This is a genomic window from Arsenophonus symbiont of Ornithomya chloropus (genome assembly GCF_964026495.1).
In the GTDB taxonomy this organism is placed as follows: domain Bacteria; phylum Pseudomonadota; class Gammaproteobacteria; order Enterobacterales; family Enterobacteriaceae; genus Arsenophonus.
In genome coordinates, this window is record NZ_OZ032148.1 from 110,561 (window position 1) to 123,633 (window position 13,073).

At 25.6% G+C, this 13,073-nt stretch carries 9 protein-coding genes; 5 read left to right on the forward strand and 4 right to left on the reverse strand.

The window, feature by feature from the left end:
• Positions 1–199 precede the first annotated feature (199 nt).
• Entirely contained in the window at positions 200–460 is a 261-nt protein-coding gene (rpsT, locus tag ABNS14_RS00495) for a 30S ribosomal protein S20 (RefSeq protein ID WP_348666423.1), read from the reverse strand.
• Positions 461–734: 274 nt separating this feature from the next.
• Between rpsT and ribF the strand changes: the two genes are divergently transcribed.
• From ribF to dapB, 5 genes are all read left to right on the forward strand, one after another.
• Positions 735–1,676 (forward strand): bifunctional riboflavin kinase/FAD synthetase, encoded by a 942-nt coding sequence (gene ribF, locus ABNS14_RS00500; RefSeq protein ID WP_348666424.1) that lies wholly within the window; start codon positions 735–737, stop codon positions 1,674–1,676.
• A 25-nt stretch (positions 1,677–1,701) separates the two neighbouring features.
• On the forward strand, positions 1,702–4,518 hold the full coding sequence (gene ileS, locus ABNS14_RS00505) for an isoleucine--tRNA ligase (protein ID WP_348666425.1): 2,817 nt from the start codon (positions 1,702–1,704) through the stop codon (positions 4,516–4,518).
• The gene (gene lspA, locus ABNS14_RS00510; RefSeq protein ID WP_348666426.1) at positions 4,518–4,997 is read left to right on the forward strand and encodes a signal peptidase II; all 480 of its coding nucleotides are present in this window, start codon (positions 4,518–4,520) and stop codon (positions 4,995–4,997) included. The genes ileS and lspA overlap by 1 nt, the downstream gene beginning before the upstream one ends.
• Positions 4,998–5,356: 359 nt before the next feature.
• Positions 5,357–6,307, forward strand: coding sequence for a 4-hydroxy-3-methylbut-2-enyl diphosphate reductase (gene ispH, locus ABNS14_RS00515; protein ID WP_348666427.1), 951 nt, complete (start codon positions 5,357–5,359; stop codon positions 6,305–6,307).
• Between the two features lie 205 nt (positions 6,308–6,512).
• Positions 6,513–7,328: a 4-hydroxy-tetrahydrodipicolinate reductase gene (gene dapB, locus ABNS14_RS00520; RefSeq protein WP_348666428.1), complete on the forward strand. Its 816-nt coding sequence runs from the start codon at positions 6,513–6,515 to the stop codon at positions 7,326–7,328.
• Positions 7,329–7,507: 179 nt separating this feature from the next.
• Here the strand turns inward: dapB and fpr are convergent, their stop codons facing one another.
• The 3 genes from fpr to hslU form a co-directional block, all read right to left on the reverse strand.
• Positions 7,508–8,254 (reverse strand): ferredoxin--NADP(+) reductase, encoded by a 747-nt coding sequence (gene fpr / locus ABNS14_RS00525; RefSeq protein WP_348666429.1) that lies wholly within the window; start codon positions 8,252–8,254, stop codon positions 7,508–7,510.
• Between the two features lie 191 nt (positions 8,255–8,445).
• The gene (glpK, locus tag ABNS14_RS00530; RefSeq protein WP_348666430.1) at positions 8,446–9,963 is read right to left on the reverse strand and encodes a glycerol kinase GlpK; all 1,518 of its coding nucleotides are present in this window, start codon (positions 9,961–9,963) and stop codon (positions 8,446–8,448) included.
• Positions 9,964–11,741: 1,778 nt separating this feature from the next.
• Entirely contained in the window at positions 11,742–13,073 is a 1,332-nt protein-coding gene (gene hslU / locus ABNS14_RS00535) for an HslU--HslV peptidase ATPase subunit (RefSeq protein ID WP_348666431.1), read from the reverse strand.

Sequence of the window (13,073 nt, forward strand, 5' to 3'; positions counted from 1 at the left end):
ATTTTTCACGAAATGTTTTTAATTTTAATAAAGATTTTATCTTTAGTCATTTTTAATTCAATCATTAAAAATGACTAAAGATTATATTTAAAATCTTTTAAAGTAACACATAAAATAATTATAAAATTTTACGATTTATTTTTAAGAATAAGTTTTGTAAAAAATAATAGTCTTATAAAAACATATTTTCAATAAAAATTTACATTGATTTGATATGTGCGATTAAATTTGATTTATGACGTGCAGCTTTGTTTTTATGAATTAAACCCTTACTAGCATAACAATCTACAACAGATTGCATTTTATAAAAAGTTTTTTTTGCTAATTCTTTATCACCTAAAGAGATAGCAGAATATACTTTTTTGATAAAAGTGCGCATAGCAGAGCGTTGACTTGCATTATGTTGTCGACGTTTTTCTGCTTGTATAGCGCGTTTTTTAGCTGATTTGATATTAGCCAAAATTTACACTCCAAAATATTTATTTAAGAAAAAAGAAAATATACAACATATAGAAATATGACGATTAAAGTTTCATTTGTCAATCAATAAATTTATGTAAATTATATAATAATATCATTAATATTTTATTTTTTATAATTTTTTATGCGATTTTATATGTAATATGTAATAAGATCATATCTTTTAATATTTTAATTAATTGTTAAAATTTTATAAATTTTTAAATTTTTGAGGTAGCAGAAATAAAAATTTAATTTTTTATATTGAGTCAATTATGAAGTTCATTCGTGGTATATATAATATTCGAAAAGATCATCATGGTTGTGTGTTAACTATTGGTAATTTTGATTCTGTTCATCGAGGGCATCAAGTATTATTAAAATGTTTAAAAAAAGAAAGTCATTTCCGTAAATTACCAACTATGGTAATGATTTTTGAACCTCAGCCATTAGAATTTTTTTGTGGAAAAAAATCACCAGTACGTTTAACACCTTTGCGTGATAAAATAAGATATTTTTTTGAATATGGAGTTGATTATTTATTATGTATTAAATTTAATCATAAATTTGCTTCATTAACTCCTAGAATGTTTGTTTTGGAATATTTAGTAGATAAATTAGGTATCAATTTTTTAGCTATTGGTGATGATTTTCGGTTTGGTAAAGATAGGAAAGGTGATTTTGAATATCTTTTTGAAGCCGGAAAACAATATGGATTTACAGTAGCCAATACTAAAAGTTTTTGTATTAAAGGTCAACGTATTAGTAGTACTGCTGTAAGAAAAGCTTTATTAAGTGATAACTTTGTTCTTGCTGAGCATCTTATGGCACATCCTTATAGATTAAGTGGTCGAATTGTTCATGGTAGAAAGTTGGGTACTAGAATTGGTTTTCCAACAGCAAATTTACAATTAAAATCTTGGGTAGTACCTGTTAAAGGTGTTTATATAGCAGAAGTATATGGTTTGTCTAAAAAACCATTTAAAGCAGTTACGAATATTGGTACAAGACCAACAGTAAATGGAATAAAACAACAAATCGAAATTCATTTAATTGATATGTATATAAATATATATGGACGTTATATTGATCTTGTATTGCGTAAAAAAATACGAGAAGAAAAACGATTCGCTTGCATTAATGAATTAAGTAAGCAAATTAGAAAGGATATCATCGTTGCAAAAGAATTTTTTGATTTTTTTAATAAAAATATTTAGAAGAACACTGGAAGCAATAATTTTTATGAACAATTATAAAAATACTCTTAATTTGCCGGAAACAGATTTTCCAATGCGTGCTAATCTTTCTAGAGAAGAACCGCAAGTATTAATGCGTTGGTTTAAAGAAGGTTTGTATCAGCATATTCGTCGAAATAAAGCAGGTAAACCAATGTTTATATTGCATGATGGTCCGCCATATGCCAATGGTAATATTCATATTGGTCATGCAGTTAATAAAATTCTAAAAGATATTATTGTGAAGTCTAAAGGACTTGCAGGTTTTGATGTACCATATATTCCTGGATGGGATTGTCATGGTTTACCAATTGAACATAAGGTGGAACAAATTATAGGTAAAGTTGGAGAAAAAGTATCTCCAGTTATTTTTCGTGAGGAATGTCGTAAATATGCCAAAAAACAAATTGAAGTGCAAAAAAATGATTTTATTAGAATGGGAATATTAGGTGATTGGGACAATCCATATTTAACTATGGATTTTAAAACAGAAGCAAATATTATTCGCGCATTAGGTAAAGTTATTGAAAATGGTCATTTAGTTAAAGGTGTAAAACCAGTACATTGGTGTATTTCTTGTCGATCTTCTTTAGCTGAAGCTGAAGTTGAGTATTATAATAAAAAATCATTTTCTGTTTATCTTCGTTTTAGATCAGTTGATCCGAAAAGTGTTTATTATAAATTTGGAATAAAATCAGCAATATTGTCAGTTTCAGCTATTATTTGGACAACAACACCATGGACGTTACCTGCAAATCGTGCTATTGCTGTTAATTCTGATTTTAAATATCAATTAATACAAATTAATACTGATGAATGTTTTATTGTTTCTAAAATGTTTGTTCAATCACTTATTCAGTATATAAAACCACAAAAATGGAAAGTTTTAGGTGAATGTTTTGGTTTTTTATTAGAATCATTGCTTTTTTGGCATCCATTTATGAATTTTCATGTACCTCTTGTTTTAAGTGATCACGTAACATTAAATTCTGGTACAGGGATTGTACACATTGCACCAGCTCATGGCCCCGAAGATTATATGATTGCTCAAAAATATAAATTAGAAATTGTAAATTTAATTGATTCAAACGGTTTTTGTTCATTAAATGTTTATCCTATTTTAGATGGTATTTCTGTATTTAAAGTTGATGAATTAGTTATAAATATTTTGATAAGCAAAAATATTTTATTGTATAAAACAATATTGCAACATAGTTATCCACATTGTTGGAGGCATAAAACACCAGTGATTTTTCGTACAACACCACAATGGTTTATTAGTATGGAAAAAAATAATTTACGTAAAAAATCATTACAAGAGATCAAAAATGTTCAATGGATTCCTGGATGGGGAGAGCTACAAATAAAATCGATGCTTGAAAAGTGTCCTAATTGGTGTATTTCGCGTCAACGAACTTATGGTATACCTATGACATTATTTGTACATAAGAAAACAGAAGCATTGCATCCTAATATATTAGAGATAATTGAAAAAATTGCTAAAAATGTTGAAAAATGGGGTATTGAGGCATGGTGGGATCTAGATCCTTTCACTATTTTAGGAAAAGATGCGATAGATTATATTAAAGTTCAGGATACTCTTGATGTATGGTTTGATTCTGGTTCAACACATTATTCAATTGTAGATGTGCGGCCTGAATTTCAAGGTCGTTCTGTTGATATGTATTTAGAGGGATCTGATCAGCATCGTGGTTGGTTTTTATCATCTTTAATGCTTTCAAGTGCTATAAAAGATAAAGCTCCTTATCGGCAAGTTTTGACACATGGTTTTGTAGTTGATGAAAAAGGATATAAAATGTCAAAATCTTTAGGAAATATACTTAATCCACAAGAGATAATGAATGATTTAGGTGCTGATATTTTAAGATTGTGGGTTGCATCAACAGATTATACTACTGAAATTTCTATTTCAAAAAAAATTTTAAAATGTTCTGTAGATCAATATCGACGTATTCGTAATACAGCTCGTTTTTTATTAGCCAATTTAAAAGGATTTGATCCTGTAGTGGATAAGGTATTGCCAGAAAAAATGATGGTTTTGGATCAATGGGCAGTGGGAAGAGCCAAGTTTATTCAAGATGAAATTATAAAATATTATGCTAGTTATAATTTTCATGAGGTAGTTCGATCTTTAATGCAATTTTGTTCAATTGATATGGGATCTTTTTATTTTGAAATTATAAAAGATCGTCAGTATACTGGAAAAAGTAATAGTTTAGCTCGTCGTAGTTGTCAAACTGTTTTATTTCATATAGCAGAAGCTTTAGTACGATGGATTTCTCCAATTCTTTCTTTTACTGCAACTGAAATTTGGGATAAATTGCCAGGTCAACATACAAAATATGTTTTTACCGAAGAATATTATGATGCTTTGTTTGAATGCAATATTAATAAAACGCTTGATGATAATTTTTGGAATAACTTATTTATTATTCGTAGTGCAGTTAATAAAGTTTTTGAAAATGCACGTGCAGATAAGTTAATTCGTAGTTCATTAGAAGTTTCAGTAATTTTATATGTCAATGAAAAATTTGCTAAAATACTTAATTATTTTGGCAATGAATTACGTTTTATATTGTTAACTTCAGAGGCTCAAGTTGTTGATATTTCTGAGGCGCCTTCCTTATTAGAGAATAGTGAAATTAATGGTTTAAAAATTGCTTTTAAAAAAGCAAAAGGTAATAAATGTCCTCGTTGTTGGCATTATGCTACTGATATTGGTCGAGTAGAGAGATATATGGAGTTGTGTGGTCGCTGTATTGTTAATATAGCTGGTAATGGTGAAATACGTAAGTTTGCTTAATGAAAAAAAAAAATAGTTCTAATGGATTGTCTTGGTTGTGGTTAAGTACTTTAATATTTTTTGTTGATATTTTTACTAAAAAAATAATTGTTAATAATTTTGAATTATATTCATATATAACATTGATGCCTTATTTGAATATTACTTATGTAAGAAATTATGGAGCTGCATTTAGTTTTTTAGCTCATGAGAAAAGTTGGGAATTTTGGTTTTTTGTATTTATGGGGATTATTATTTGTATAATACTAATTTTTATTATGTATCATCAAGAAATTCATAAAAAAATAAGCAATATTGCTTATGCAATTATTATAGGTGGTGCGTTAGGTAATTTGTGTGATCGCTTTTTTTATGGTTTTGTTATTGATTTTATTGATTTTCATGTAAATAATTTGCATTGGCCAACATTTAATATTGCTGATATCGCAATTTGCATTGGTGCTGGATTAATTATTTTAGATCATATTATACATTCTTAATAAGAAACAAGTCATACTTCTCTGTTTCTCATGTGATATGTTATATATCATTAAATAAATTTTGATTATTTGATATTTTTCTTATTGTATTATACTTAATACAATCAAAATTATTATGTTATTTTGATAATATAATTATATTTTAAAAACAGTATTTTTCTTTCAAAAAAATTAACATATTTTAATTTTTTATCTGATTTTAATTCAATTTTTTAGTAAATAATTCATCAATATTTCTTATTAAAGGTGGTATGATAGTATTTAATAAAAATATTCAAAAATTACTATTTTGTTATTTTATTTGTAAATATTTTTTCAATTAAAATTTTGTGAATATTAGTAAGAAATTGGAGCTATATATGCAAATATTGCTAGCTAACCCAAGAGGTTTATGTGCTGGTGTTAATCGTGCAATTACTATTTTGAATCGTGTATTATTTTTGTATGGGTCTCCAATTTATGTACATCATGAAATAGTACACAATCGTTATTTAGTTAACGATTTTTGTCAGCGTGGTGTAATGTTTATTGAAAAAATCTCGGAAGTACCCGATGATGCTATTTTAATTTTTTCTGCTCATGGTGTTTCACAGGCGATTCGACAAGAAGCTAAGTTGCGCCGTTTAAAAATGTTATTTGATGCTACTTGCCCTTTAGTAACTAAAGTACATATGGAAGTGATTCGTGCTAGTCAGAAAGGGCAAGAAGTAATTTTAATCGGTCATTTAGGTCATCCAGAAGTAAAAGGTACAATGGGGCAATATGATAATATGTTTGGCGGTATATATTTAGTTGAATCTAAAGAAGATATTCAAAAATTAAATGTGAAAGATAAAAACAATCTTTGTTTTGTGACACAAACTACATTATCAGTTGAAGATACTTCTGATATTATTGATGAATTAAAAAAATATTTTCCAAATATTATTAGTCCTCGTAAAAATGATATTTGTTATGCGACAACTAATCGTCAAGAAGCAGTTCGTAAATTATCTTATCAAGTTGATGTTGTACTGGTTATTGGGTCTAAAAATTCTTCTAATTCTAATCGTCTTAGTGAATTAGTTAAAAAAATAGGTAAGGAAAGTTTTTTGATTGATTCTGTTGATGAGATTCAAAAAAACTGGTTTAATAAAGTTAGTGTTATAGGTATTACTGCTGGTGCTTCTGCACCAGATATTCTTGTTAATGAAGTTATTGAATATTTAAAAACTTTAGGTGTTAATAAAATCCTTGAACTTTATGGTCATCAAGAAAATATTGTTTTTCAGGTTCCAAAAGAGTTACGTATAGAAATCAAAGAAAAATAAAAATAATTGTAATATTATCAATAATATAATTTTAGTAAAATTAGTAGTTTATAATATTTATTACAATTTTTTATATAATTATATTATTAAATGATAAAAATTTTTTAAAAATTAAATTTAAGAAAATTTCTATGTTTTAACTAAAAATTAAAAATATATTAACAAACAAATTATTTATATAACATTTTTATCTAATTGAGAAAACATGATTCTTTTTAAAAATATTCGTGTCGCTGTCATAGGTGCTGAGGGACGAATGGGAAGTATGTTAATAAAATTCATTGCACAAAATAAAAAAGTTTTTTTAGGTGCAGCATTAGTCAGGAAAGGTTCTAATATAGTTGGAATTGATGTTGGTAAATTAATAGGTATAAATCCTATAAATATTATGGTTACTGACGATCTTGTTAATGTTTTAAATGATTTTGATATTTTAATTGATTTTACTACTCCTAAAAGCACTCAATCTTCTTTATTAATATGTAAAAAATATAAAAAAAGTATGATTATTGGTACTACAGGATTTAATGAAATTGATAAAAAAATTATTAAAGAAACTTCAAAAGAAATCCCAATTGTATTGTCTGAAAACTTTAGTATTAGTATGAATGTTATATATAAATTGTTAGCGATAACAGCAAAATTAATTGGTGAATATAGTGATATAAAAATCATTGAAAGTCATCATAAAAAAAAAATTGATACACCATCAGGAACAGCATTAAAAATAAGAGAAATTATTGATAAAAATATTAAAAAAACTTTTCAAAGTTCTGTAATTGATATTCAAAAAGTTTTTTCTAATGATAAAAGAAAAAAACAGATTAATATTTGCAGTATTAGAATTGAAGACGTTATTGGTGAGCATAAAGTTGTTTTTTCTACAATTAATGAACAAGTAGAAATTAATCATAAAGTATTAGATCGTATAATTTTTGTGCACGGAGTTGTAAAAGCTTGCTTGTGGTTAAAAGAAAAAAAAGCCGGATTATATAGTATGGAAGATGTATTAAATATTTAATATATAATTTATTTTTTTATTAATATTTGAAAAATATATTTTTAAATTAAATTTTGTAAAACAAAAAATATGTAAATTCTGAATAAAAAATATTTTTTGTTTATATTGATATTTATTTATAATATTATTATTATTGCAATCAGAAAATAATTAATTTTATGTTTTTTCTAAATGTATAATTACCAATATTGCTCACTAGTAATTTGCCCCAATTGAGTACGTAAGTTTTTTTTCATCCCCCTTTGCATTTTTAGTAAATTTTGTGTATCTTTAACCATATTTGGATTACCACAAAGCATAACATGACTATCTGATCGGTTAATAGTTGTTTGTACTGATTTTTCTAATTGTCCATTTTCAATTAATTTTGGAATACGACCATTTAATGCTCCAGTGATATTTTCTCGACTTACAATAATTTGAATTTTTAATTTTCCTTTGTATTTTTTTTCTAATTTTTTTATTAGTGGTAAATAACTTAAATCTTTAGAATAACGTACTGCATGTACAAGAATAATTTGATAAAAACGAGATAAATCTTTACCAAATTGTAAGATAGATAAAAAAGGCCCAATAGCTGTTCCTGTTGATAACATCCATAAATTTTTTGCAGTGGGTAATTTTTCCAATAAGAAAAATCCAGATGATTTTTTTGTTATATAAATAGAATCACCTGTATTTAATATTGCAAGATGTGGACTAAGTTTTCCAGATGGAATTTTTATCAGATAGAATTCTAATTTTTTTTCATTTGGAGCGTTGACATAAGAATAAGCTCTTTGTATACGTTCACCATTTATTTCTAGAGCAAGTTTAGCAAATTGTCCTGGAATAAATGGTTCAATTGAAGCATTGATGATTAAACTAAATAAAGAATTATTCCATTTTTGGTTTTTGATAATTTTTCCTTTTATCCAAGTTGTCATATTTTATTTCTCTATAATTTTAATTGTTTTAATATTTTAATATATTTTTTTTCATAATTATATGATTAAAAATATTGCAATTATTACTATTACTAATATAACAATAATTATTTTTAATATTTATGTATATGTTATTTCTTAAATTTAATGAAATGAATAATTTTTTATTTCTATCCATTAATTATATTTATCTATATATTTTCTTTCCAATCTTTAACACGTGAAACTGCTTTTTTCCATCCATTGTATTTGTAATTGCGTTCAGTGGTTGCAATACTAGGAGTAAAAGTTTTTTCTATATTCATTTTTTCTTTAATTTCATCTAAATCTTTCCAAAAATTTATTGCTAAACCAGCAAGTAGAGCTGCTCCTAATGCACTACTTTCACGAATGATAGGACGTTCTACATAAGTTCCTAATATATCAGATTGAAATTGCATTAAAAAATTATTTTTTACTGCACCACCATCAACACGTAATGATTTTAAGCGTGTATTTGTATCTTTTTGAATTGCTTCTAATACATCACGAGTTTGATAAGCAATTGATTCTAAGGTAGCTCTGATAATATGATTCCGATTAGTACCCCGTGTTAAACCGAAAATAGCACCACGAGCATATGGATCCCAATATGGTGCACCTAACCCTGTTAGAGCTGGAACAACATAAACACCATTATTGTTTTTTACTTTATTTGCAAAATATTCTGCATCATTGACATCATCAATTAATTTTAATTCATCACGTAACCATTGTATAGAAGCACCTGCCATAAATACGGCACCTTCTAAAGCATAATTCACTTCACCTTTTGGCCCACAAGCAATAGTTGTTAATAATCCATGATTAGAAATTTTAGTTTTTGTACCTGTATTCATTAATAAAAAACAACCTGTTCCATAAGTATTTTTAGCCATTCCAGGTTGTACGCATAATTGTCCGTATAGTGCTGCTTGTTGATCACCGGCTATTCCAGCTATTGGAATACGCACCCCCCCCTTACCCCCAATATTTGTTTGTCCATAAACTTCTGCAGATGGACGTACTTTTGGTAACATAATTTTAGGAATATTAAAAGCATCTAAAATTCTTTGATCCCAATCTAATTTATGAATATTTAATAGCATAGTACGGGATGCATTAGTAAAATCAGTAATATGAACACGTCCTTGTGTCATTTTCCATACTAACCAAGTATCGACAGTACCAAAAAGTAATTCACCATTTTTTGCTCGTTCATAGGCTCCCTCAATATTTTCAAGAATCCATTTTAATTTTGTTCCAGAAAAATATGGATCAATAACAAGGCCTGTATTTTTACGAATATATTTTTCAAGTTCTGGATCATTTTTTTTGATTTGAGTGCAGAAATCAGCAGTACGTCGACATTGCCAAACAATTGCATTATAAATTGGTTTACCAGTTTTTTGTTCCCAGACAATAGTAGTTTCTCGTTGATTAGTTATTCCAATTCCTGCGATTTGATCACTACGAATATCAGAAATTGCTAATGCTTCAGTAAGAGTAGCACTTTGTGTTGCCCATATTTTTATTGGATCATGTTCTACCCAACCAGGTTTTGGATAAATTTGTAAAAATTCACGTTGAGAAATATTAATAATATTAGCATCATGATCAAAAACAATGGTACGTGAACTTGTTGTGCCTTGATCGAGTGCTATGATATATTTTTTTTTTGATATGATCATTATTATTATGATTACCTAATTTACTAAAAATTATTCGGTTTTTTGTTTGTATGTTTTAATTGGTATGGTAAATAAATATAAATTAATTTTCATAAGTTTATGCAAAAATAACAATTAAAACAGGTGTTGTTAGAAAAAGGGATCATATAATCAGAAAAAACTTTTCGGTTATTTATAGGAATATTACTCCAATCAGTAAGATCAGTTATTAATGTTAGATTATAATAATGAGTAGAATATAATTTAAATACAATTAGTTTATTAAATGGACTATTAGTAATTAAAATTAAAATTTTAAGCAATGGTAATAATATAACATGAAATATGTTATTTTTTTATAAGTGAAATTTAATATGGTGGAGTTTATATTAAGAATAACTTTAATGATAAATTTTTTTGGAATAGTAATAAATCTTGGTAAAAAATATTAATTTTAAAAAAAATCTTTCAGTTTTGCTATTATTTATATTTTTATAATCAAAAATAGTTTAAAAGATAATATATATAAAGTATGTAAAATTAATTTTTTCAAGTTATATAAAAGAATATAAAGTTATTTTTATAAAAATAAATAAAATAAAAAATACTGTAAAAAATTAAAGTGTATTACTAAAATCTTGTGTATAAACTAAAATAGTTAGAAAAAATTTTATTACAGTAATTTTTTTAAAAATAATTCTAGTTGTACATCTATAATGTTTATAAGTGTAATAATATTAAGTTTTTAGAAATTAAGATATAAATTAAGATATATTGACTTATAATGGTAAATTTAATAATTGGAATTATATTTTTATCTTCTTATAAAATCTAAAAATAATATAATACCAAAAATTTTTATTTGATAATTTTAGAGAAAGTTAAAGTTTTGTGATAAAATTAATATTATTTTTATAGAAAAAATATTTTTAATATTATGTTTTTAAAATTTTTAGATTTTTTTATAAACATAATAAGTATTTAATTTTTCATGTATTTTTATAATTCTTAATTATTATTGATGATAATTTTGTATTTTTTGTGATGCATAATTTTTTATAATTATTTATATAGATTAAATATTAATGCAAATTATTTTTTATGAAAAATATAAATATTAAATTTTAATATTTTGATATAATTAAGTTTTAGAAACAACAAAAATTATATATGATAATTAAAAATTAAAAAAGAAAAAAAATTAGGTTCATGAAGATAAAATTTTAAAAAATCTTTGTAAGATAAACTTTTAATATTTATTTAATATATAAATATAATACTTATTTTTAAAAAAATAATATTTTGTTTATGACCATTAGTATTTGAGATAATTTTTATTTTTTTGCTTCTCTTAATATATCTTATATAAAAATATGTAATTTTTCTTTTTGTATTTTTTACATTTTAGATATTTATTTAATAAATATTAAGTATCATATATATTTTATATAATAGATATTATATTAATAATTACATACAATAAATTAAAAATATATATAATTTTTAAAGATTATTTATTTAATTATTAATTATTTTTTATACTTTTCGTAGTAATTATTTATATGTTAAAATTTTTATAATGTTTTACAATGATATAAGCATTATAAATCAGATAAGTTAAATATATTATTTATTTAATAAATAAATCTGTTTTTTGTGATATGTATAATGAATTTTTCATATTTTTATCATAATTTCATTATGTATAGATCTTTATAAATCTTTTTTTTGAAGGATTATATCAATCATCATTCTTAAATAAGAACTATAATTTCCATAGTGACTAATCTCCATAGTTATTATAAAATAAACTTACTTAAATCTTCATCAGCTACTAATTCATCAAGATGTATAGATACATAATCAGCGTTAATTGTAATCATTTGTCCATGACGTTCATTGGCATTAAAAGAAATATCTTCCATTAAACGTTCTAGTACAGTATGTAAACGACGAGCACCAATATTTTCTGTTTTTTCATTGACTTTCCATGCTGTTTGTGCAATTTTTTCAATTCCATCTGGAGTAAATTCGATATTTAAACCCTCAGTGGCCATTAATGCTTTATATTGTACTGTTAAAGAGGCATTAGGTTCAGTTAAAATACGTTCAAAATCTTCTGTTGTTAATGCTTTTAATTCAACTCTAATAGGCAGTCTTCCTTGTAGTTCAGGAATCAAATCCGAGGGACTAACAATTTGAAATGCACCGGAAGCAATAAATAAAATATGATCGGTTTTTACCATGCCATGTTTAGTAGAAATTGTACATCCTTCGACTAATGGTAGTAAATCGCGTTGTACACCTTCTCTTGAAATATCTGGTCCAGAAGTTTGTCCATGTTTACAAATTTTATCGATTTCATCTATAAAAACGATACCATGTTGTTCTACTGCATCAATTGCTTGTTGTTTCAATTCTTCTTGATTAATTAATTTTGATGCTTCTTCTTCTATAAGAATTTTGAAAGCATCTTTTATTTTCATTTTTCTTGTTTTATGTTTTTGTCCTGCAAGATTTTGAAATATAGATTGTAATTGACTAGTCATTTCTTCCATACCAGGTGGGGCCATAATTTCAACACCAACTGCTGTTGTAGCAACTTCAATTTCAATTTCTCTGTTATCTAACATTCCTTCTCTTAATTGTTTTTTGAAAGCTTCACGTGTTGTAGAAGACTCTATATGTATATCAGGTTTTCCCCAATTATTTTTAGATAGTGGTACTAAAACATCTAGAATACGTGCTTCAGCAAGTTCTTTTGCTCGATGACGATTTTTTTCTATAGATTGTAGACGTACCATTTTTAATGCTGCATCAGTTAAATCACGAATAATAGAATCGACTTCTTTACCAACATAACCGACTTCAGTAAATTTGGTTGCTTCTACTTTAATAAATGGCGCGTTAGCTAATTTTGCTAATCTACGAGCAATTTCAGTTTTACCAACACCTGTTGGTCCAATCATTAAGATATTTTTTGGTGTTACTTCTTGACGTAATGTGTCATTGAGTTGCATTCGACGCCAACGATTCCTTAATGCAATAGCAACAGAACGTTTTGCTTTGTTTTGCCCGATAATATGATTATTTAATTCAGTAACAATTTCATGAGGTGTCATTGCAGACAT

Excerpts from the sequence above, each read along its gene's own strand:
- fpr (WP_348666429.1), bottom strand. The coding sequence starts at position 8,254 with ATGACAACTTGGATAAAAGGAAAAATTATCAAAAACCAAAAATGGAAT.
- lspA (WP_348666426.1), top strand. The coding sequence starts at position 4,518 with ATGAAAAAAAAAAATAGTTCTAATGGATTGTCTTGGTTGTGGTTAAGT.
- ribF (WP_348666424.1), top strand. The coding sequence starts at position 735 with ATGAAGTTCATTCGTGGTATATATAATATTCGAAAAGATCATCATGGT.
- glpK (WP_348666430.1), bottom strand. The coding sequence starts at position 9,963 with ATGATCATATCAAAAAAAAAATATATCATAGCACTCGATCAAGGCACA.
- ispH (WP_348666427.1), top strand. The coding sequence starts at position 5,357 with ATGCAAATATTGCTAGCTAACCCAAGAGGTTTATGTGCTGGTGTTAAT.
- dapB (WP_348666428.1), top strand. The coding sequence starts at position 6,513 with ATGATTCTTTTTAAAAATATTCGTGTCGCTGTCATAGGTGCTGAGGGA.
- ileS (WP_348666425.1), top strand. The coding sequence starts at position 1,702 with ATGAACAATTATAAAAATACTCTTAATTTGCCGGAAACAGATTTTCCA.
- hslU (WP_348666431.1), bottom strand. The coding sequence starts at position 13,073 with ATGTCTGCAATGACACCTCATGAAATTGTTACTGAATTAAATAATCAT.